The sequence below is a fragment of the Haloferula rosea genome, from assembly GCF_016595525.1.
Taxonomy (GTDB): Bacteria; Verrucomicrobiota; Verrucomicrobiia; order Verrucomicrobiales; family Akkermansiaceae; genus Haloferula; species Haloferula rosea.
Window position 1 is genome coordinate 80,374 of sequence record NZ_JAENII010000004.1, and the last position, 21,144, is coordinate 101,517.

Consider the following 21,144-nt stretch of genomic DNA (forward strand, 5'->3'; position numbering starts at 1 on the left):
ATCCCCTCCCCCCCGTGCAAGGATTCGCACACTAACTTGCCAAAATTCTCCTGACCATCCGTCACTGAACCGTGTATGTTCTTGCGAACACTGTTCATCTGATGGATCTGAAACGAAAACTCGCCATTCTGGCGGACGCGGCAAAGTACGACGCCTCCTGTGCCAGCAGCGGCACGAAACGACGCGACTCATCCGGCAGCGACAAGGCGCTGGGCTCTTCCGGCGGTGCCGGGATCTGCCACAGCTACGCGCCGGACGGCCGCTGCATTTCCCTGCTCAAGCTCCTCCTTACCAATGCCTGCATCTACGATTGCCTCTACTGCATCAACCGGCGCTCGAGCGATACACCCAGGGCCCGCTTCACCCCCGATGAAGTCGTGCGGCTCACCCTCGACTTCTACAAACGCAACTACATCGAGGGACTTTTCCTGAGTTCGGGCATCGTCCGCAATCCGGACCACACCATGGAGCAGGTCATCGAAGTCGCACGGCGCCTTCGCGAGGACCACGACTTCCGCGGCTACATCCATCTGAAAACCATTCCCGAGGCCTCCCAGGAATTGATCGAGGAGGCCGGCCGCTACGCGGACCGCATCAGCATCAATATCGAGCTCCCCACCCAGAAGGGACTCGAGAAATTCGCGCCCGAGAAGAACCTGCCCCGCACTCGTGATGCCATGGGTGGGATCCGCGAACGCATCGACGCCGCGCGCGACGAGCGCAAACAGCATCGCCGCCGACCCGCTTTCGCGCCAGCCGGCCAAAGCACCCAGATGATCGTCGGGGCGGATGGTGCCAGCGACCACGACATCCTCCACCGCAGCCACGACCTGTATTCGAACTACCGACTGCGACGCGTTTACTACTCGGCATTCAGCCCCATCCCCTCCTCCTCGCCGGCTCTCCCCCTCAAGGCCCCTCCCCTCGTCCGCGAACACCGCCTGTATCAGGCCGATTGGCTCCTGCGGTTCTATGGCTACAAGGTCGGCGAGATCATCCACCGGGAGCAACCTAACCTCGACCTCGATCTCGACCCCAAGCTCTCATGGGCGCTGCGCCACCGCGAACACTTCCCCGTCGACGTCAACCGCGCACCACGTGAAATGCTGCTCCGCATCCCCGGCATCGGAGTCCGTTCGGTCATGCGCATCCTCTCGGCCCGTCGCCATGGCCGGCTGCGCCTTGGGGATCTGGGCCGCCTCGGGGTTTCCCTGAAGAAGTGCTCGCCCTTCCTGGTCACCTGCGACTACTCGCCCCAGCCATCGCTTCTCGAGGGCGACCGCCTGCGCCTGCGCTTCCTCCCCCCACCGGAACAGTTGGAGCTCGATCTGGGCGCCCCCGCTCATGACCCGCTCGCCGCCATCAGCGCACGAACCGGCGAAATCTGACCCACCGGTCGCGGATGAACACCTATTCCATCGACCCATGCTTCGCCTCGTGGCGGACCGCCGCCCGCCGGCTCCTGTCCGCCCGCATCGACCCGCAGGACATCCTCTGGTACGATGGGTCTGGTACCCCACCCCTGTTCTCGGGAGATCTCGACGGGCTCCCCCCCGGCGAAGCACCCCGGATCCCCAGGGCATTCTTCCCGCTGGCTGAAATGGTCGCCTGCCACCGCGACCCGCTGCGGTGGTCACTGCTCTATCAGACGGCCTACCGGATGACGATCGGGGGAAAAAGCCGCCTGCTCGACCAAGCGGCCGACCCCCTCGTCCGGACCCTCAACCAACGTGCAAAGGCCGTGAGCCGCGACCGCCACAAGATGAAGGCCTTCGTCCGCTTCCGGAAAATGGGCGAGCTCGACAGCGGACGCGAACAGTTCTCCGCTTGGTTCGAACCCGAGCACCACATCGTCGAGCTGACCGCCCCCTTCTTTGCCAAGCGCTTCGCCTCCTTCGATTGGTCCATCATGACGCCCGACCGCTGCGCGCATTGGAACGGTCGTGAGCTCCGGTTCACCGACGGAGTTCCGGCTTCGGAAGCACCTACCGAGGATGCCCTCGAGGAGTTCTGGAAAACCTACTACTCCAGCATCTTCAATCCCGCTCGGCTGAAACTCAACGCAATGCAGTCCGAGATGCCCAAGAAGTACTGGAAGAACCTGCCTGAAGCGGAACTCATCAATGACCTGGTCAAGCAGGCCCAGGCGAGAACCCACGGCATGATCAGCAGGCCCCCGACCGTCAAGACGCCAAGGCCACCTTCCGGCTCTTAGATCCGGAGGAAGGCCCCGTCATGATGCCTGTCCTGCCCCCGTACACGCATTCACCCCCCTGCCCCGAAGGGCAGAGGGGTGAGGTCCCCCCGGGGTAGTTGCAACCAACCGCCCCGAAAGCTTGCGAAGGGATCAGGATCCGAGGACTTCGAGCTTGCCGATGTGCTCGCGCACCCGCGGCAGCAACTCGTCACGGATCATGTCCTTGCACGATGGCATCACATCCCCGTTCTCAAGCGCCTTCTCGTAATCGTTCAGTCCATGCTCCTCGCCCTGGCGAAGGACGTTGATCGCCGACTCCTCGCCAAACAGGTTCGCGGTCGAAGTGATGGCCTTGGTCAGGCTTCCCCATGCACCCGAATCTTCCGACGGGGTGCCACCCATCTCGACCACGTTGGCCCGAAGACGGCTGACGGAGCTCTCGTGCTCACGCTTGATCCGGATCAGCTCGGGGATCTCGTCCTCCCCGCGATATTTCTCGATGACCTTGTTGTAGGTTTCGACGGCCGAGATCTCCCCGCGGAGCAGGCTGTTGCAGACGTCGATGCATTTCTCGTTGTTTTTGGTATTCGTGTTCATGGTAATTTTCAGTTTTGTGTTTCGTACTAGGTTTCTAGTCGGGCGGATTCCAATCTCCTGTTAGGCAACCATCGCCTTGAAGTTGATGACCCGTTCGGCCAGGGCCGTCAGGTCGCGGTCGGTCTTGCCTTCCTCCTCAAGCGACTTGCGCAGGGTTTCGACAATGTCGTGCTTGCTCAACTTCTCGGCCAGGGCGACGGCGGTACCGTAGGCGGCCATTTCGTAGTGCTCGACACGCTGCGCGGCAGCGATGAGTCCAGCGTCTCGGACTTCCGGCTCGGCATCGGCCTTCACCATCTCCTCGCCTTCCTTGATGAGGCCTGCCATCGCCTCACAACGGTGGCCGCCCGGTTGGAAATCCAGCGACTCGAAAACCGTTTCCAAGCGCTTCACCTGTCCTTCGGTCTCTTCAAGGTGCTTGCGGAAAGCTTTCTCAAGATCCGGGTCATTGGCTGCATCGGCCATCACCGGGATCGCCTTCAACAATTGGGTCTCGGCACTGTAAATGTCCTTCAGTTCGTGAATCAGTAGTTTGTGGAGGTTGTCTAGTTTCATCTCACCTCCCTTATCGCAAGGGATGGACCAACCACATCGATTCACTTCCAACCCACTGAGAACCAGTGGTTGGTGGCACTAACAGGAAGACCCCCGATTTCGCTTCATCGCCCGCCTTTCCCTGCATTCTGCACAGGTCCCCTTGCAGGATGAAGGGATTCGCCGCTCCCCGGCGCAACCGATCCGGCGCATTGCCTCACCCAGTGGTCCGAAAACAAGAAGCCTCCGGCGTGGGAGCCTCAAAGAGACCCACGCCGGAGGAAATCATGCAGTCGGTTCCAAGGAGCCGGATGGCTTCCAGCCAACTCCGATCAGGCACGCCATGCGCGGACGACGAAGCCGTCCACCGCATCGCGCATGTCTGCTCAGGAGTAAATGTTCTCGTAATACTCGTCCGCCATGCGGTCCGAATCAAAGAACGGAACCACATCCGCCATGCTGTTGAGCACGAGCTGACTCCATTCGTCAGGACGGTCGTAGTACATCGGAAGCGCCTTGTCCTCGATCAGGCTGTAGAGCCCGTTCATGTCGTAAAGATCACGGTCGTGCTCGGACAAGCTCGGGTCGGCAGGTGGCACGATCAGCGAGTTGTGTCCGTCCTTTGCGAACTCGCACACCCAACCATCGAAGGTCGAGATGTTTACGGAAGCATTCATCGCGGCACTCATGCCCGAGGTGCCGGAAGCTTCGCGGGTGACCACCGGGTTGTTGAGCCACAGGTCGGAGCCGCACTTGAGCAGGCGCGAAAGCTCCAGCTCGTAGCCGACGACCACCGCCGCATTCGGGTAATCCCGGGTCAGACGGACCAGGTGGTTGAAGGTTTCGATCGCCCCGTAGTCGAACGGATACGGCTTGCCGGCCCAGATGATCTGCACCGGACGGTCGCTCGCCGTGATCAGCTTCTTGAAGCGCGCCACATCCCGGGTGATCAGTTCGGCGCGCTTGTAGCCGGCGAAACGCCGGGCCCATACGATCGTCAGCACGTCGGGGCTGAAGAGCTTGCCGGTCTGATCCGCGACCAGGCGGAACAACTGGTCCTTGAGCTCCCGCTTGCGATCGCGAAGAAACTCCACATCGTTGTTCTGACGGGCGCGCTCAAGGCCGCGATCCTTCCAGTAACGGGCGTTCTGCGCATTCGTCACATGACCAATCGGGCAGATGTTCTCATAGTGGCCCCACATGTTGCGCGACACCTCGCCATGCAGCTTGGACACCCCGTTCGCCTTGCGGCTCATCCGCAGGGCCGCCAACGAATGATTGAAGATGCCATCGTGAATGCCGGTGACCTCGCGCACCGTCTGCTCATCGAGCCCACCGAAGAATGATGCATTTTTCAGCAGATTGAAGTCGTGCTTCTCATTGCCGGCTTCCTCCGGTGTGTGGGTCGTGAAGACAAACCGCTTGCGGACTTCCTCCGCATCTCCCTCGTGCTGCTCGAGCACTCGGAATGCCGCGGAGAGGGCATGCGCTTCATTCAGGTGCCAGACATCGGGATCCACCTTCAGCTCTTCGAGCAGGCGGGCTCCACCCGCACCGAGGACGATGTACTGGGCGACGCGTCGTCCAGGGTCGTTGTCGTAAAGCCGCTGGGTGATCTGGCGGTCATCGGCATCATTCTCATCCAGATCGGTCGTCAGGAAAAACATCGGCACGGTGCCGAAGATCTCACCCGGGAGGAACTTGGCTCCCACCCAGACTTGCTTGCCATACACAGGCACCTGGAAACGAATGCCGGTGTCCTGCAGAAAGGCATACTCCTTGCGGCGGAACTGCACGGCCATCTCACGGCCTTCACCGCGGGTCTGGTTGTAGTAGCCACAGGTCCAGTGCACGCCGATGCCGAGCAGGTTCTGCTTCAGCGCGGCCGCCGAGCGCATGTGCGAACCGGCAAGGAAGCCAAGGCCTCCGGAGTAGATTTTGAATGATTGATCAATGGCGAACTCGCAGCAGAAGTAGACAGCGCTCTTCGCATACTTTGGGTCGATCTCGTAAGGGTGACCGTAGGGCTCTGGTAGAAAGGATTGAGACATAAGGGAAGTGGGTTGGGTAGGATGTGTGGACGTGTATGTCCGCCGGAGCAGAAACGTTGGGGCGATTTTTTGCGTTCTTCGCGATTCGTTCAGCCACCGGGCGCGTCAGCCGTGCCGAAAGTTGGACGACTTGTCGAGTCCTCGCATCCGATGCACGTAGAATGCCGAGTGATTGGGAAAATCAGCCACGGCACCCCCACGCACGCCGCGGAAGGGATCAGCGCTCCCTCCCGCCCCATCACCGAACAGGTCCCACCCCCGCCCTCCCGGCTGCTTCCCTCCCATCAGACCGACCTCAAGATGTGGGAACCGACCACCCGCCCGAACCCCTGCTCGGCTGCCCGGAATGCCCACAAATCCAAGCATTCCCGGAATCACGAGAGCCACTCAGCAGCACTTCATTTGTCCACATGTGGTGTATTATAAACATTTCCATACAACATGTTTGAGTTGAGGAGCAGAATATGCGGAGCATGTGGCTGCTGTGTCCTCACCCCTTCGCTACGCCGCCCACACCGTCGGCACTCTGGAAGTGCCCGATGAAATCGCCCTGATCTTCACCATTTCCGGCTGTCCACTGAGCTGCCCCGGATGCCACTCCGCCGACCTGCGCGATGCGGATCGAGGCCGGATTCTCAATGCCCCCAGCTTCCAGTCGCTCCTCGAGCGCTACGCCGGGCTGGCCAGCTGCGTGTGCTTCCTCGGCGGCGAATGGCAGGCCGACGAGTTGATCGACCGTCTCCGGACCGCCCGTCGGCACGGCTACAGGACCTGCCTCTACACCGGCTCCACCCAGGTGGACGACGCCATCGCCGTGCATCTCGATTTCCTCAAGCTCGGACCCTACATCGCCGCACTCGGCGGGCTCGACAACCCGCAGACCAACCAACGCTTCCTCGACCTCCGCACCGGCGAAGACCTCACCCATCGCTTCCAGAACGTCGCAGAGCGCCTCCGCGCCGCCGCCTGAATCCTCATCCTCCCCTCACCCACCCATCCTCACCCATGCAAACACCCCTCGACTTCATCGATCACTACATCGCCGCGAACAACTCCGCCGACGGCAGCCTCGTCGACGCGAATGCCAACGTCAGCTGCAAGAATGCCGCCGTCCTCGCCTCGGAGATCCACAAGCAGGAGAACATCCGCATCCACCGAGCCCTGATGCAGCGCAAGCTCGTCGAGCGATTCGACCAGGAGACCTCCGACCGCTACCTCCAACAGCTCGAACGCCACGAGATCTACACCCACGACGAGACCGCACCCTTCATGCCCTACTGCGCGAGCATCAGCCTCTTCCCCATGCTCCAGCACGGCTTGGTCCCACTCGGCGGTGAAAGCGAGGCTCCCAAGCATCTCGCATCCTTCTGCGGCAGCTTCATCAACCTCGTCTTCGCCGTCTCCGCCAACCTCGCCGGCGCCTGCGCCACCGTCGAGTTCCTCAACTGCTTCGACCACTTCGCGCGCAAGGACTACGGCGAGAACTACCTCGACACCCATCCCGAGGAGATCGCCAACCACCTCCAGCACGTCGTCTACGCGCTCAATCAACCCGCCGCCGCCCGCAGCTACCAAAGCGTGTTCTGGAACATCTCCATCTTCGATTCCCACTACTTCGAAGGCATGTTCGGCGACTTCGTCTTCCCCGACGGAGGGAAGCCGTCCTGGCCAAGCGTCGAACGCCTCCAGGCCTTCTTCCTGAACTGGTTCAACAAGGAACGCGAACGCACCCTGCTGACCTTTCCCGTCGTCACCGCCGCGCTCGTCCACGACCGCGAAGAGCCCCGGGATGAAGGGTTTGCCGACCTTCTCGCCGACGAGCTCGCACGCGGGAATTCCTTCTTCATCTACACCAGCGACAGCGTCGACTCGCTCTCGTCCTGCTGCCGACTGCGGAATGCACTCGATGAACAGAACGACTTCTCATTCTCCCTCGGCGCCGGCGGGGTCATGACCGGATCCATGCAGGTCATGACCATCAACTTCAACCGCCTCGTCCAGGATGGCCGCGATCTCTCCGAGCAGGTCGACCTGCTTCACCGCTACCTCGTGGCCCGGCGTGAGATCCTCACCGAGTTTGATCAGGCCGGACTCCTGCCCATCTACACCGCCAAGTGCATCCTTCCCGAAAAACAATACCTCACCATCGGCGTCAATGGCATGGTCGAGGCCGCCGAATTCCTCGGCATGGATCCTTCTAACAACCCAGACTACATCGACTGGGTATCGTCCCAGCTCCGACGGATCAATGGCATGAACCGCGAAGCTTCCAAGACCTACCAATGCCGCTTCAACACCGAGTTCGTCCCCGCCGAGAACCTCGGGGTGAAGTTTGCACGGTGGGACCGCGAGGCGGGATACGAGGTGCCGCGCGACTGCTACAACTCCTACTTCTACCCGGTCGAGCGCGATGACATCCACATCCTCGACAAACTCATCCTCCATGGCGACCGCGTCACGCGCTGGCTCGACGGCGGCTCCGCGCTGCACCTGAATCTCGAGAGCTACGCCACCCAAGAGTCCTTTGCCAAGCTCATCCGGGCGGCCATCCGAACCGGCTGCAACTACTTCTGCACCAACGTCCGCGTGACCTGCTGCAACGAGTGCGGACACATCGACAAGCTCACACGCCAGCAATGCAGCGCCTGCGGCTCCGCCGACATCGATCACGCCACCCGCATCATCGGCTACCTCAAGCGCGTCTCCAGCTGGTCCGGAGAGCGCCGCCAGGAACACCAACGGAGAGCCTATCAGAAAATGGGGCGGGGGAGTTCGGTCTCCCATCGAGGACATTGATCGAAACCTCATCGACCTCCCAAGCCGACGTAGTAGGAGCGGGAAGACAGTCGCCGTCACGAACCATCCTCCGCCGCAGCATCCCGGCGGTCTTCCTGGAGCTGCGCGGAGGCCGCGTAGCTCTGGATCAGCTTGGCGGGGCCGGACAGACCGTCGAAGTCGCCATACTCGTTCTTCGTATAGAAATAGAATGATCGTCCGAACGGATATGCCCGCTTCAGCGTCACCGTGACGTATCGCGCATGAGTGGTGCCAAGGACCGCGCCACCTCCGGCAAACCGTCCAGACTCGCGGACCGACAGCACATCGGAGTAGGGGATCACATGCTTCCTGCCGCGCCGCTGGATGCGAAGCGCGTCCTCCGAGTGCTCGACAATCGTCACGTTGAAGAGCCGCATCGAGTACCACGCAAGCGCGACCACCAGAAGGCACCCGATCCAATTGAATCCAGGGTCGGTGTCGCGCGACACCCAGCTGGACCCCCAACTGATGGCAGTGATCACCACCAGGATCGGGAGACTGATCCACAGCTCCGTTCGTCCACCATCCCCATTCAGATTCCGGAACCCGGACCGGGGCGGGGCATCAATCTCAGGGAATTTCAGCTGGGCCATGGTCGTGCACACTCCAAGCACTGCTGGACCACCCTCGTGGTGCCCAGCCCAACTCGGAGGAACCAATCTACCCAACAGCACCCACTCCGACAAGATCGCCGGTCAGCACCAATCAGGCGCGAATGGGCCACCGCCTGTGTGATCAGGCTTCCCAATCGAGCACGACCTTCCCGGACTGGCCGGAGATCATGGTCTCGAAGCCATCCTTGAACTGCTCCACAGGGAAGCGGTGGGTGATGACCGGGGAGACGTCCAGACCTGCGCGGACCATGCTGCCCATCTTGTACCAGGTCTCGAACATTTCGCGACCGTAGATGCCTTTCAGGATGAGTCCCTTGAAGATCACCTTGTCCCAGTCGATACCCACCTTCTCAGGGAAGATGCCAAGCAGGGAGACGCGGGCGCCGTTCGAGCTGTGCTCGAGAATGTCGTTCAGGCCCGATGGGTGACCGGACATCTCAAGTCCGATGTCGAAGCCTTCCTTCATGCCCAGTTCACGGGTCACATCGGTTAGAGATTCCCTGGACACGTCCACGGCACGGGTGGCACCGAGTTTTTTCGCGAGATCGAGACGATACGGGTTCACGTCGGTCACCACCACGTGGCGGGCACCGGCGAAGCGGCAGATGGCGGCCGCCATGCACCCGATCGGGCCGGCTCCCGTGATCAGGACGTCCTCGGCCACAAGGTCCCACGAAAGGGCGGTGTGGACCGCATTTCCCAATGGGTCGAAGAGCGAGATGACATCCTCCGGAATGGATGGGTCGACCTTGTAAACATTCTGCTGCGGGATCGACAGGTACTCGGCGAAGGCGCCGGGCCGATTCACTCCCACTCCAAGCGTGTTCGGACAGAGGTGGCGGCGACCGGCAAGGCAGTTGCGGCAATGATTGCAGACGATGTGACCTTCGCCCGAGACGAGCTCACCGGGAGTAATGCCGGTGACTCCACTGCCCACGGCTTCCACCACGCCGCAGAATTCGTGACCGACGTGCATGGGCACCGGGATCGTGCGTTCGGCCCATGCGTCCCATTTCCAGATGTGGACATCGGTCCCGCAAATGGAGGTCTTCTTGATCTTGATGCGAACATCATTCGGACCCACATCCGGCATGGGAACATCCTGCAGATCGAGGCCGGGACCGGCGGTGGCTTTGACGAGTGCTTTCATGGCGACTTCCTGAGATGGGCTGATGCTGAAGGACAACCCGACGGTTATCGATCAATTTTATTGTGCAGAAAGGTGAGTTTTCACGCCTCTTTCTCGGAATTCGGGCGTCGTCGGATGTGATCCAGTGGCTGCTCGATGTATTTCCAGCTCAGCCAGCTGACACCCCAGGAGGTGAGGAAGAAGCAGAGCAGGCGGGTCGCGGTGCCCAGGGTCCCATCGATGTCCCACAGCATCGGCACGACAAAGCCGAGGCCCATGGGCACGAGGCAGTGGAAGAGGTAGAGCGAGTAGCTGAGCTTCGACACATGGAGGACCCACGGGTGAGTCAGGAAGCGACCCAGCCAGCCGCGGAAGCCGTGCAGGGTCGCGGCGATGAGCCCGGCCATCGAGACCGTCAGGAACGTTTGCTGGAGGTGACGCAGGCCCGGGACCGGGCGACCATTCCAGTCGAGCGTGTAGAGCACCGCGTAGGCGACAAGGCAGATCCACGAGGCGCCCTTCAAGCGCCGGTCATCGGTCTTCATCCCGCGGTGCATCGCCAGCGCGAGGAGCGATCCGCCGGCGAGATAGTCGAGCGCGCAGAGCGTGATGGCCCCCGGGTGATGGATCTCGGGAAATCGATGCTGAAGGATGACCCGCGAGAGGGGAGCCAGGGCCGCCAGCATGAACAGCGAGGCACCCAACAGCCTGCGCGGGGTCAGGAAGATCACCAGCGGCCACAGCAGGTAAAACTGCTGCTGGATGGCGAGCGTCCAGTAGTGGGAGGTCCCGAAGGGCCACTCCGGGAGCCACGCGATGTGGAAGTTCGACACGTGGAGGAAGTAAACCCAGGGATGGGCCGTTAGATCCGGGGCACGCACGAGCAAGCCGAAGAGCATGGCCGCGTAGCAGGGGATCAGGATCCTGAGGGCGCGCCGCCATTGGAAGTCGCGGAAGGATCGGAGCATCCATGGCTGTCCGCTGGCCTCGCCCTGCTCCCTGGTCCTGAGCAGGATGCGGGTGATGAGGAATCCGGTGAGCGTCAGGAAGAAATAGAGCCCGATCTCGAACGGAATGCCCCCGCGCCACTTGGGAATCGCCCAGTGGAGCCACATCACACCCACGACGGCGATGGCGCGCCAGCCGTCGAGTTGATGATTCCGGGTCGCTCCCATGAGGAATGCCATGCCGAGTCAGATCGGCCCAAGAGGCAAGCCCGGATCGCGCAAAGGGTGGATCCGGAACTGGAATGGGGCAGGGGGGACGTATCAGGTTGCGGCGGCGATCCACCGGTCGACGACTTCAAGAATGCCCGACCCGGATGAACTCCAGCAACCGTAGTAGATCATCTGCTTTTCTAACAGTTTCCGGTTTGCTGGTCATTTCATGCAGCAAGCCGAGCGCACTCCGGGACCGAGCACCGGCCTGAGCCTCGCGGTCTCCCGCTCTGCCCCGGTATTCCGACGCGATTTGACTCACCGGGGGATGCGTTCACGCGCCTTCCGGGAGATGCATTCGTGGCCTGCGTAGGTCCCGACGCCGGGGGCTGACAAATCCGCTTGCGCCGCGGGCTTCCCGCTCGTTTACTTCCGCCGCTGTCAGGGGCCGTGGAGGTTCGGCAGACGAACCCCGCCAGGCCTTGATCGGAGCAACGGTAGTTTGTCCGGATTTGCCGCGGTTCCCTGGCAGCACTTTTTTTGCCCGTGTGGGCAGGTCACTGCTCGGGGCTCGACGGTTCGACCACGATCTCCACCGGAAAGGCCATGGTGGGATCACCCCGCTCGACGAGCGTTCTCGCCAAGGTCTCGAGCTTTCGCTCAGGAATCCCGGAGAAGGCCGGCTCGCCGTTCACTGCGATCTTCACGGGCTTGCCGAGATCGAGCATCTGGTCATCGAGCAGGACGCGCACGGCCACCTCGTCGAGATCGGCTTCGGTCTCGGCCGCGGGCCATTTCAGGTCCACTCGATTGGCGTCCTTGTTCAGCCGCGCCGCCATCGGGATGCGCCCCTCGATGCCGGCGTCGCTCAGACCCAGCCAATAGAAGGCACTGCGACGGTTCCCACCGAGGTTCCTGGACGTCCAGACCACCGTGTCCGGTCTGGCTTCGCGCCGATGCGCAATCATCCACTCGCTGCCGGGCCGATAGTCGATGCCGTGGCCCTTCCCCACCTGCACGTTCACTTCGTGCTCGTAGCCGCCGTACAGTTTTTTGAACTCATCCATCCGCTGGTGGAACTCCTTGGCCAGGCCCACCCGGTTGAAGGTCGTGTCGTTCTCGCCAACGTCGGTGCGGAAGGCGAGATTGCGCAGGTTCTCGGCGGGCACGTCCTTGCCGACGCCCCCGGCCATGGCATTCGCCCCACCGAATCGGTCCGCCATGAACGGCCCGAGGATCTGAGTGCCATAGCACCCCTCCGAGACGCCCATCAGGTAAACGCGGTTGGGATCGACGTTCCATTCGCGGATGCCGTGTTCCACGACCATGTCGATGGCGTCCTGCACATGCGCGTGCCACCAGCGGCCCAGTCGATCATCCGCCATGCGAGGGATGAAGAACAGGCCCTCACCCTCGTACACCTGAGCGGCAAGGCCGGCCTGGGACTGCCACTCCCGGCTGTTCACCGCCCATGAATGCGGGCCCTCGGCCTTGTTGTTCTGTCCGCCGCCGTGCATGCAGAAATACAGTGCCCGGCCCTGCTCGGGAACCGGTTCGGTCTCCTTGCGCAGGACGACGAATGGCATGCGGTGTTCTCCGAGGCTCAGCACCCCGGGTTCCAAGCCACCCTTTCCGTCCTTCGCCTGGGCCACGACTTCGGCCAAGGTGGGAGGAAGGGGGCCCAACTCCTCGGCGGTCGGATCCTTCCGGCGGAACTCGCGCAGCATCGACCACAATTCAGCGCGGGCCCGAGCGACATCATCCGCATTGGTGAGTGCAGGCCAGCTGTCATCGCCGGGCCACGCCTGATCTGGGTGGGCGAGCCAATCACCAAGCAGGCGACGCTGCTCCACGCTGAGAAACCCGTCGGCTTGCTCCGGAGTGAGCTCCAGTTTCACCGCACCATCCTCCGCGCTGGCGAAAACCGCCAAGGCGAGCAGGCAGACCATCTTGATTCCCCATGTCATCTGCCGGGCAAGCGTCACCCGGGTCCCGATCTTTCTTTCGCAGCGGGAAACTCCGCGGAATCACTTGCCGTTCCCATCAAAGATCTCGCCGAGACGGGCGGCATCCTCGGGCGAAAGCTCGAGACGGTTCCACGGGCTGTCCTTGTCCATCGCGTAGGGGAGGATGGATGGCGCAGGGCGATCCTCCGGGGCACCCCGCAGCGCGACGATCGTTTCGCTGGGATTCAAGCGGTTGAGCGGCAGCATGCTGTAGCCTCCTCCGATGTCCACCCCGTCGCTTTCGCGCATCTCGAAATGAAGGTGGGCAGGGTAGTAACCATTGGCCGTCCCGACCTTGCCGATCCGCTGACCCCGCTCCACGGTCGTCCCCACCGCCACATCCATCTGGTCGAGGTGAGCATACATGCTGTGGAGCGAGCGTCCATCCGTCGTGTGATGGCCGACCACGAGGGTCTTTCCCCAGCCTGGTGAAGGCTCACCGGCATAGAGCACGAGACCATCCGCCGTCGCAAACACCGGGTCACCGAGATCCGAATTCATCCCGCCGATGCCATTCAGGTCGTCGCCAGTGTGGTGGCCGCCGCGCTTGTCATTCATCTCCCAGAATTTCTGCGCATTGTAGGTGAGCCCACCGGTCTCGCTCCCCATCGGGGAATCGAAGCGGGCCGCCCGCGGCAGCTTCACCCGGTCCCAGGCACTGAGCTGATGGAGCCGGTGCCGTGGCTGGCCGTCCTCCGGCAGGAGCAGGGGGGCATCCGCCGTCTGGTAGTTCGCCAGTGACTCGATGGCGGGAAGATCATGCGAGGGACCCCGCCAGATCGCGACGAAGATCATGAGACCACCGAGCAGGATCAAGGAAATCGTGACTGGATTGAAGAGCTTCAAATTACGATAAAACTAGTAGTTTCAGGAACGCTGCAGATCGCACCCGACGCACCCCCACCATGAAACCGATTTGAAATGGGACAAGATCATATGCGATTCCCCAGGTTCACGGGGACGGCTTTGGTTCGCGTTTCTCATCGGGGTCACCCGCACCTTTTCGCAACAGGGCCAGCCCTGCGATGAACACGCCCACGCCGAGGTAGTTGAGCCACCTCGCTGCATTCGGATCCAGAAGCTGCCCATCCATGCTCCGCTGCGCGACCCAGAGGCTGCCTCCCGTCTCCCACGGAATGCGGATGTCCCGATCGCTTTCGCCATCGATGGTCCCGGAGATGATCCCGGATGGCTCATGCACATGCGGGGCGAGGGCATCCCGATAGCGGGTCGCGGCTTCGGCACCACGGAACAGGGTGGTCGTCGAAATTTGAACCAAGAAGAGCCCGAGGGCCCACAACAGCCCGCCAACAAGCACTCTCGGTTTCATCAACTCCCTCATGGCGGTCAGAAATCCAGATAGATTTCCGAGCGCCGGTTGGCGCGGCGGCCATCGGGGTTGTCCTCACCACTTTCGGTGAAGTTCGGCCGGCGCGGTTGGGTCTGGCCTTCTCCGACGGTCACGATCTGCTTTGGTTCGACACCGCAGCGGATCAGAAAGTCACGGACGCTCAGCGCGCGTTCCGACGAGAGTTTCTCGTTGTAGTCCTCCGTGCCGAGGGCATCGGTGTGACCGGAAATGGTCAGCTTCTTCTCGGTGTCCAGACGCAGCAGGTCGGCCACGATTTCCAGCTGGCGCTCGGTTCGCGGGGTGAGCCCGGCGGCATCGAAATCAAAGTAGAGGACCAGCGTATCGCCGCCCTTCGGGTTCTTCAGCAGCGGGGTGTAGTGAACGTCGCCCCCAGCGACCCGGCGGGCATAGTCAGCGAGCAGTTGATCCAGATTGATCTCGGTCACGCGCCAGGTCTCATCGGCATCACCGCGACGCAGGGTCATGGAAAACTGGGCGAGCTCCGACCCGTCACCCGCCAGCACATTGGCAAGGAACCCGGCGTCCTGCTCACGCTGGAACATGGCGCGGAGAGGCTTCTGGGGCCGCATCCGGTAGTTGCCCTCTTCAAACAGGATGCACAGGCCGGCGATCTTGGCATCGGAGACGCGGGTGGTGTCCACGAACGCCTTCGCCAGCTCGAACTGCTGGTGGAAGGTGGCCTGCAGGAAGGCATCGGCAATGCCCAGAGCATCGACATGCAGCGCCTTCGGAGCGACTTCGCCTGGGGCAGGGGGAAGGGCCATCGAATCGACCCCCCAGGTGCCGTCCTTGCGCAGCAGATCGAAGAACAATCGGTCGCGACCCGGCTCCGCTCCGTCGAGGTGCAGCGCCCAGCGGGAGTGCTCATTGAGCGCGATCTCACCCACTTCCCGGGCTGGCTCCGGGTGCTGGAACCGCAGCGGCCCGGCCTCGGCCAGGGCAGCCAGACGGGCGCGGGTCTCAGGCGTCAGCGCCGATTCACCGATCAGGCCGCCGGCGCGCTTGAGATCGCCGGCTTCCAGCGCCTCGCTGATCTCGTTCATGAGTTCAGCCGGATTGCGTTTGCGGGCACCCAGGCCGGCATTCTCCAGCGCCTCCAGAGGCGACGACGGGGCGTCGCCCTCGGTCTCGGCCAATTCCGGGATGGGATCGACTTCAGGCATCGGGGAAGGTTGCTCCTCGATGACGCGGACCGGCTCCTCCACGACGGGAGCCGTCGGCTCGGGGGTCGGCTTCGCGTGGCGGTTGAGATACAGGAAGGTGACCAGCGCGCCCAAGGCGAGCGCGCCCAGGATCATGGGGAGTTGGGAACGGGACATCATGGGTCAGACGGGGTGTCCCGCCGCAGATGAGAACGGAGGAACGGGTCGTGGTTTATCGTTTCCGACGAGAGGTGGCGTCGGCCGAGCCCTGCTGGCGGGGGACCGGCGGGATCAGCACCCGCACCGGTCGGCCATCGCGAAGGAGCTCGAGCGCCGTCACCTGAGCCGCCGCCGAAGCGGCAAGCTGAAGATTGAAGGCCTCCACATTGGTCACTGGCGTGCGGTTCACCGAGACGATGCGGTCGCCCACTTCCAGACGATCCGCTGCGAGTGATCCAGGCGTGACCGCACGAACGACAACGCCCTCGCCCGGCCCGCTGACTTCGGTCGCGAAGACGCCGACAGCCGCCAGAATTTCCTTCGGGTCACGGACGGGTTCCTGTTTCGGCTCAGGCGCCGCCACTTCGGCCACCGCCTCGGCGATCGTGGCCTGAAGGGTCATGGCTTCACCATCGCGCCAAATCTCGATCTCCACCGTTTCGCCCACCCGGGATCCTTGGACCCGGTTGAACATCTCCGCCATGTTTGAGATCTTCTTGCCGCCGAAACTCACCACCACGTCCTTCGGTCTCAGCCCTGCCAACTCGGCCGGTGAACCCTCACCCACGCCGGCAATGACCGCGCCCGTCCCATCGTAGTCGAGCATCTGGTTGATGCGGGGATTCAGATCCAGCATGCGCACGCCCAGGTAGCCGCGGATCGGCCGCCCGCGCTCGAGGATGGAATAGAGCACCTCCTTCACATCATTCGATGGGATGGAAAAGCCCACGCCTTGGAATCCGGAGGTCATTCCATCCGGCCGATAAATCGCGGAGTTGATGCCGATGATCTCTCCCTGCAGATTCACCAGCGGCCCACCGGAGTTGCCGGGGTTGATGGCCGCATCGGTCTGGAACAGATCGCGCTGGGTATCGGAGAGCGACCGCTCGAGCGCGGAGATGATCCCCTGGGTGACCGTCTCACCAAGACCGAAGGGATTGCCGATCGCGAACACCATCTGCCCGCGCCGCACCTGGTCGGAATCGCCGAACTTGAGTGGTTGGAATTCCCCCTCCGCATCGATCTTCAGGACCGCCACATCCAGCAGCGGGTCATCCCCGATCAGACTGGCCGTGTAGGCACGCCCATCATGCAGTGTGACCTGGATCTGCTGCTGGCCCTTCACCACATGGTGATTGGTGACCAAGTGACCTTCATGAGTCACGATCACGCCCGAGCCCTGACCCTGGGTGGGCACCGGCCGGACGAGTTGGCGGCCATAGCCATCGAAGAGAAGCTGTGAACGCACCCCGGAGGTGTCGATGCTGACGACCGAGGGAACCACGGCGGCGGTCAGAAGCGCGCACTCCTCGTTGAGCCGCGTCAGGAGCTCGACCTCGCCGAGCTCCAAGGGTGGACGCTCGGGCAGCGTGAAGGCTTCCGGGCGAAAGCCGGAACCATCCTCCCCCGCCTTGAACAGGCGGCGCACCCCATCGGTGCCGTTGCGGATCAGAAAGACCACCGCAAAGGCGATGAAGAACACCACCACCAGTGACAGCAGTCGTCGAAAACCTTGATTCATGGGCAAAAAAGTTCGGGGCTCAGCCTTGCGACTGGGCCCCGAACCGGAGGAATTTGCAAGTAAATCCAGAGGACGAAGCGATTCGTCATCCGGGTCGAGCCATCGATCAGCCGCCCATGTCTTCCAGAATCTCCGGGTCGGACACGAGCTTCTTGTAGACCGCCTGCATCGATTCCATCTCTTCCTTCAGACGGTTTCCATAGGCCTTCGCCTTCTCGTCATCACCCGGCCCATCGGCCACCGACTTGCAGATGGTTACCACGGACTTGTGATACTTCTTGAGTCGTGGGTCGATCGCTTCCTCAAGCGTCTCAAGCACCTCGAGGGCTTCCTTCGCGTCATTGACCGCTTCCTTGTCGAAGTCGAACTCGTCGCCCTCGTCCTCATCGTCGTCATTGAAACGACTCGTGAAGACCGCCCGGCCGACGGTGCGCAGGGTGGCGGAGGTCGCAATCTCGATCTGGTTCAGGGTGCCTCCAACCGTCAGCACCTTGGAGTGCTCATCCTTGCCCTTCTGGAGCAGGAGTTTGGCGGAAAGGTGGTTCGGCATGCGCTCGATGACCGTTTCAAGACGCTTCTGCACCTCGGCATTGGCAAGGACCTCCTCGCCCTGATCACGCACCACATCGGCGACCGCCTTGAATAGCTCCAGGGTCTCGGTGACTTCGGCGGACTTCTCGGCCCTCGAAATGGCATAGGCCTGATCGAAGGTCTTCAAGGTGAAGATCTGGATATCAAGCAGCTGCTCGATGCCATCGAGCAAAAGCACATCACCGATCTCCTTGCCGTTGTCGATCGGGATGCCGACGATCTTGCATCCCCGCTTCGTCGCTCCGCGGATCTTGGCTGCGGCACCACCGATCTTCTGGACCATGCCATCCGCCGTCATGTCACCCGTGCAGGCGAACTGCTCGTCGAGCTTCTCACCCGAGAAGAGTGAATCGAGGAGCAGGGTGAAGACTGTCGCCGCCGAGGGGCCGTCCTTCAGCACATACTTGTCCTGGAAGCCGAGCTCGATCTTGTAGCCGCTTGGAATCTTCTCCGGCTCACTGTCGTAGCGGATGCGGAGGAACTTGATCACTTCCTCAAGGCAGCCACCCATCATCGGACCCACGTCCTGGTTGAAGGTGAAGAGGAGGTCGTCGACATCGTCCTCACGCAAGGCCGTGGCATTCACCGTGGAGGCCGAACCTGCCAGATTGCCATTTCCCAGCTGGCGGACCACCAGGCCGTTCACACGACTCTGCGACTGCGCGAAGCGCTCGCCCTTGCCGCCAGGCATCTCGACTTCCTTCTTCTCAAAAACCGTTTCCTCCTGCTCCCACGGATTGCGGGCCTTGTGGATCGGGCGACCGAGCATGTCCTTCCAGTCCGCCTTGTGGCCGTCATCCTCCAGTTCGTCGCGCTGTTTCTCGTGCTTCGACGCGTAGTCGCCTTCCGGATCAAGCCGATAACCGATGTCGGAGATGTAGGCCGCACACGTTAGATTATCCTCGTTGTCCTTCTTGCGGACCAAGGCGCGCACCGCACTCGCCAGTCGACGACTGACACGGCTCTTGTCGGCGGATTCAGAAATCGTCTCCTGCTTGTCCTTGAGTTGTTCGAGGGTGCTGTCGACCTTCTCGTTGTCGGAATCCAAGCGAGCCGCGATCGCCAAGGCGTGCGCCCGGAGCTCGAAGTCGACTTCATCCTCCTCGTCGAAGTCCCGCGCTACGGAGACCAGCGCACTCACCGCACCGGAACGATCGAAGCGGTCCAGCTCGACGGCCTTCGTGTCGAAGATCTCCTTTTCGAGATCAGGCGGCCGGTAGGCATCAGCGTGAGCCAACCCTCCCCACAGGAGGCCCAGCGCAAGGACGAGAACAGAGAAAACACGCGGAATCATGCGTTCCGCTTACCTCCCACCATCACAGATGGAAAGATCAAAGCTCAGAGATTCAGCGGGATCGTTCCCGGTCGGGCAGCGGGTACTCATCCTTGTCGCCCGCCGCCGCGGTCAGCAGGGCCATCGTTTCGACATAATCAAGATAAGTCGCCCGGACTCGGGATGGGATTTTCCCCCGATCGCTCTCATCCATTCTCTTCAAATCCGCAGCGAGACTCGAAAGGCTCTTGGCCGCACTGTAGGCAGGATCGTGCAGCTCGGATCGATCCGACACGGACCCATACAGCTTCTCCACGTCCTCGAGCATTTCGCGGCACTCTCCCTCGGCTTTCGACAGCGCCGAGTTCGACATCGAATCCCAGCGATCCTCCAGCACCTTGCCCATCGGCCTGAGTGCCGAGCGCAGCTCCATCGCGTAGATCTTGCGGTCCAGACGTTTCGGCCAGCTCGAGGTTCCACGCAGTGCCAGCATCCGGGCCGAGGCATGCTGCGGGAATCCCGAGACAATCTGCCCAAGGCGCTGCTGGGTGGATGAGTGACTGACGAAGCTACCGAGCGATCGCGTCCCCTTCGCATCCCTGATCATCTTGAAGCCATTCAGCGCCGTGAGCAGCTCCTCGCTTGGCTGACTCGAACTCAGACTGAGCAGATCATCCACATCGTCCGCCAGCAGCACTTCATAGCGGAAGAAGAAGTCGGATTTCCCCAGCGTCAGCAGGGGAGGCAGGTATTCGCGCATGGCATTCGGAATCACCAGACGCCCGCCCGACTTGTCATCTTCGCCGGCGTCACTCAGCGCCCGAATGGTCTCCCAGAAGCGGTTCGGACCCGCGAGGGATTTGTCGTCGTCGATCGCCGCGAACACCATGCCATCCGGCGGAACCCCGGTGAACGCCGCATTGGCCATCACCACCAGCAAGCCCCTCAGGGCACCCGCATTGCGGGAAATATTCATCGCGACGCCCTTCGGAAGATTCAGGCTCATCGACAAGCCATCCGGGAGACTACCATGACGAGCTTCCAGAAACTCGAAGAGCGCCTCATTCGACCTCTTGGAAGCGGAATTCCAGTCTTCACCCGGAAGCTCCACCACCATCTTCTTGCCATCCGATTTCGCCCAGGTCTTCAGCGTGAACTCGACCGGCCGCGTGAACGACTTCTTCTCCTCGGTCATGTAGTAGCGGACCGGCATCGAGCAGGTCACTTCACTGAGAAGGATCTTTGCCACCTGCTGCTCGGGCTCCTTGTCTTCACCCTCATCCCCACCGGACATGTCCGGCTCGTTGCCGGTATCCGTTTCAACCACATCCGGTTCCTTCTCCTTCCCGAACCGGTTCAAACCCGCCACCCAGTCTTTCCACGCCCCGCGCTCGCCCGCGTCCCCACGCTTCAGCGCCACCGGATGCTGCGGGTCCACCTTCACCAGGACATCGCTCAGACAGGCCCCCAGCGCCTGGCCGTCCTCACCCGCCTCCGGTTGCTCCAACCAACCTAACAGGTCCCACGCACGTGCCTGCGCCAGATCCACTTCGCGCTCCTCCCCGCGCGGCACCTCGCCACCATCCTTGAGCTGGTCCACCAAATCACGCACTTGGTTGTTAGATGGGTCAAGCGCCTGCGACAGCGCGAGGAGCTGCGCCACCGTTCGGGCATTCGCCGGTTGGTCCGGATCCATCTGACCCGCGAGCACGACCAGTTGACGCGACAGCTTCGTCATCGTGTCGACATCCACCGGCAGCTTGTCGCGACGGAAGGGGACCGGCCCTTCGGACGGGGGGACAAAGGCAGCACAGGCCGAGCCGGCCATGGCCAGCAGGAGGAAAAGGAGGCGTCGCATCACAGACATCGTAGGAACCCGATACGTCCACCGACAAGCAGGCATTGCAAGCGACCCGCATCCTT

At 62.1% G+C, this 21,144-nt stretch carries 17 protein-coding genes and 1 other RNA gene; 5 read left to right on the forward strand and 13 right to left on the reverse strand.

Features of this window, described 5'->3' with window-relative positions:
- Window positions 1-101: 101 nt before the first annotated feature.
- Together JIN81_RS06550 and JIN81_RS06555 are read left to right on the forward strand one after the other, a co-directional pair.
- A complete protein-coding gene (locus tag JIN81_RS06550) occupies window positions 102-1,388 on the forward strand; it encodes a putative DNA modification/repair radical SAM protein (protein WP_200277842.1) in 1,287 nt (428 codons plus the stop codon).
- Window positions 1,389-1,402: 14 nt separating this feature from the next.
- Window positions 1,403-2,215 (forward strand): TIGR03915 family putative DNA repair protein, encoded by an 813-nt coding sequence (locus tag JIN81_RS06555; protein ID WP_200277844.1) that lies wholly within the window; start codon window positions 1,403-1,405, stop codon window positions 2,213-2,215.
- A gap of 132 nt (window positions 2,216-2,347) precedes the next feature.
- Here the strand turns inward: JIN81_RS06555 and JIN81_RS06560 are convergent, their stop codons facing one another.
- From JIN81_RS06560 to glgP, 3 genes are all read right to left on the reverse strand, one after another.
- Window positions 2,348-2,794: a DUF2383 domain-containing protein gene (locus JIN81_RS06560; RefSeq protein WP_200277846.1), complete on the reverse strand. Its 447-nt coding sequence runs from the start codon at window positions 2,792-2,794 to the stop codon at window positions 2,348-2,350.
- Window positions 2,795-2,854: 60 nt separating this feature from the next.
- Window positions 2,855-3,349, reverse strand: a complete 495-nt coding sequence (locus JIN81_RS06565) for a YciE/YciF ferroxidase family protein (protein WP_200277848.1) — start codon at window positions 3,347-3,349, stop codon at window positions 2,855-2,857.
- A gap of 365 nt (window positions 3,350-3,714) precedes the next feature.
- On the reverse strand, window positions 3,715-5,379 hold the full coding sequence (glgP, locus tag JIN81_RS06570; protein ID WP_200277849.1) for an alpha-glucan family phosphorylase: 1,665 nt from the start codon (window positions 5,377-5,379) through the stop codon (window positions 3,715-3,717).
- A gap of 484 nt (window positions 5,380-5,863) precedes the next feature.
- Between glgP and JIN81_RS06575 the strand changes: the two genes are divergently transcribed.
- Window positions 5,864-6,349: a 4Fe-4S cluster-binding domain-containing protein gene (locus JIN81_RS06575; protein WP_200277851.1), complete on the forward strand. Its 486-nt coding sequence runs from the start codon at window positions 5,864-5,866 to the stop codon at window positions 6,347-6,349.
- Between the two features lie 35 nt (window positions 6,350-6,384).
- Entirely contained in the window at window positions 6,385-8,175 is a 1,791-nt protein-coding gene (gene nrdD, locus JIN81_RS06580) for an anaerobic ribonucleoside-triphosphate reductase (RefSeq protein WP_200277853.1), read from the forward strand.
- 56 nt (window positions 8,176-8,231) lie between these two features.
- Here nrdD and JIN81_RS06585 read toward each other — a convergent pair whose 3' ends face one another.
- The 3 genes from JIN81_RS06585 to JIN81_RS06595 all read right to left on the reverse strand — a co-directional run bounded on the left by JIN81_RS06585 (window position 8,232) and on the right by JIN81_RS06595 (window position 11,126).
- Window positions 8,232-8,789: a hypothetical protein gene (locus JIN81_RS06585; protein WP_200277855.1), complete on the reverse strand. Its 558-nt coding sequence runs from the start codon at window positions 8,787-8,789 to the stop codon at window positions 8,232-8,234.
- Between the two features lie 142 nt (window positions 8,790-8,931).
- Window positions 8,932-9,960: an L-threonine 3-dehydrogenase gene (tdh, locus tag JIN81_RS06590; RefSeq protein WP_200277857.1), complete on the reverse strand. Its 1,029-nt coding sequence runs from the start codon at window positions 9,958-9,960 to the stop codon at window positions 8,932-8,934.
- An 80-nt stretch (window positions 9,961-10,040) separates the two neighbouring features.
- Window positions 10,041-11,126: an acyltransferase family protein gene (locus JIN81_RS06595; protein ID WP_200277859.1), complete on the reverse strand. Its 1,086-nt coding sequence runs from the start codon at window positions 11,124-11,126 to the stop codon at window positions 10,041-10,043.
- A gap of 409 nt (window positions 11,127-11,535) precedes the next feature.
- Here JIN81_RS06595 and ffs point away from each other — a divergent pair.
- An RNA gene (gene ffs, locus JIN81_RS06600) (signal recognition particle sRNA small type) lies at window positions 11,536-11,630 on the forward strand.
- Between the two features lie 23 nt (window positions 11,631-11,653).
- Here the strand turns inward: ffs and JIN81_RS06605 are convergent.
- The 7 genes from JIN81_RS06605 to JIN81_RS06635 all read right to left on the reverse strand — a co-directional run bounded on the left by JIN81_RS06605 (window position 11,654) and on the right by JIN81_RS06635 (window position 21,079).
- The gene (locus JIN81_RS06605) at window positions 11,654-13,063 is read right to left on the reverse strand and encodes a hypothetical protein (protein WP_200277861.1); all 1,410 of its coding nucleotides are present in this window, start codon (window positions 13,061-13,063) and stop codon (window positions 11,654-11,656) included.
- A 60-nt stretch (window positions 13,064-13,123) separates the two neighbouring features.
- Complete coding sequence (locus tag JIN81_RS06610; protein WP_234044548.1) at window positions 13,124-13,948, reverse strand: M23 family metallopeptidase; 825 nt, start codon at window positions 13,946-13,948, stop codon at window positions 13,124-13,126.
- Window positions 13,949-14,054: 106 nt separating this feature from the next.
- Window positions 14,055-14,432 (reverse strand): hypothetical protein, encoded by a 378-nt coding sequence (locus JIN81_RS06615; protein WP_200277865.1) that lies wholly within the window; start codon window positions 14,430-14,432, stop codon window positions 14,055-14,057.
- Window positions 14,433-14,449: 17 nt separating this feature from the next.
- Window positions 14,450-15,796 (reverse strand): OmpA family protein, encoded by a 1,347-nt coding sequence (locus JIN81_RS06620; RefSeq protein ID WP_200277867.1) that lies wholly within the window; start codon window positions 15,794-15,796, stop codon window positions 14,450-14,452.
- Between the two features lie 52 nt (window positions 15,797-15,848).
- Complete coding sequence (locus JIN81_RS06625) at window positions 15,849-17,357, reverse strand: trypsin-like peptidase domain-containing protein (protein WP_200277869.1); 1,509 nt, start codon at window positions 17,355-17,357, stop codon at window positions 15,849-15,851.
- Window positions 17,358-17,463: 106 nt separating this feature from the next.
- Complete coding sequence (locus JIN81_RS06630; RefSeq protein WP_200277871.1) at window positions 17,464-19,242, reverse strand: S16 family serine protease; 1,779 nt, start codon at window positions 19,240-19,242, stop codon at window positions 17,464-17,466.
- A gap of 52 nt (window positions 19,243-19,294) precedes the next feature.
- Window positions 19,295-21,079 carry a hypothetical protein gene (locus tag JIN81_RS06635; RefSeq protein WP_200277873.1) on the reverse strand — a complete coding sequence of 595 codons (1,785 nt, stop codon included), beginning with the start codon at window positions 21,077-21,079 and terminating at the stop codon, window positions 19,295-19,297.
- Window positions 21,080-21,144: the final 65 nt, after the last annotated feature.

Bases quoted from the DNA above. Each gene is read 5' to 3' on its own strand.
- JIN81_RS06565 (WP_200277848.1), bottom strand. From the start codon at position 3,349: ATGAAACTAGACAACCTCCACAAACTACTGATTCACGAACTGAAGGAC.
- JIN81_RS06560 (WP_200277846.1), bottom strand. From the start codon at position 2,794: ATGAACACGAATACCAAAAACAACGAGAAATGCATCGACGTCTGCAAC.
- glgP (WP_200277849.1), bottom strand. From the start codon at position 5,379: ATGTCTCAATCCTTTCTACCAGAGCCCTACGGTCACCCTTACGAGATC.
- JIN81_RS06635 (WP_200277873.1), bottom strand. From the start codon at position 21,079: ATGCGACGCCTCCTTTTCCTCCTGCTGGCCATGGCCGGCTCGGCCTGT.
- tdh (WP_200277857.1), bottom strand. From the start codon at position 9,960: ATGAAAGCACTCGTCAAAGCCACCGCCGGTCCCGGCCTCGATCTGCAG.
- JIN81_RS06555 (WP_200277844.1), top strand. From the start codon at position 1,403: ATGAACACCTATTCCATCGACCCATGCTTCGCCTCGTGGCGGACCGCC.
- JIN81_RS06550 (WP_200277842.1), top strand. From the start codon at position 102: ATGGATCTGAAACGAAAACTCGCCATTCTGGCGGACGCGGCAAAGTAC.
- JIN81_RS06615 (WP_200277865.1), bottom strand. From the start codon at position 14,432: ATGAAACCGAGAGTGCTTGTTGGCGGGCTGTTGTGGGCCCTCGGGCTC.
- JIN81_RS06625 (WP_200277869.1), bottom strand. From the start codon at position 17,357: ATGAATCAAGGTTTTCGACGACTGCTGTCACTGGTGGTGGTGTTCTTC.
- JIN81_RS06630 (WP_200277871.1), bottom strand. From the start codon at position 19,242: ATGATTCCGCGTGTTTTCTCTGTTCTCGTCCTTGCGCTGGGCCTCCTG.
- JIN81_RS06605 (WP_200277861.1), bottom strand. From the start codon at position 13,063: ATGACATGGGGAATCAAGATGGTCTGCCTGCTCGCCTTGGCGGTTTTC.
- JIN81_RS06585 (WP_200277855.1), bottom strand. From the start codon at position 8,789: ATGGCCCAGCTGAAATTCCCTGAGATTGATGCCCCGCCCCGGTCCGGG.
- nrdD (WP_200277853.1), top strand. From the start codon at position 6,385: ATGCAAACACCCCTCGACTTCATCGATCACTACATCGCCGCGAACAAC.
- JIN81_RS06595 (WP_200277859.1), bottom strand. From the start codon at position 11,126: ATGGCATTCCTCATGGGAGCGACCCGGAATCATCAACTCGACGGCTGG.
- JIN81_RS06620 (WP_200277867.1), bottom strand. From the start codon at position 15,796: ATGATGTCCCGTTCCCAACTCCCCATGATCCTGGGCGCGCTCGCCTTG.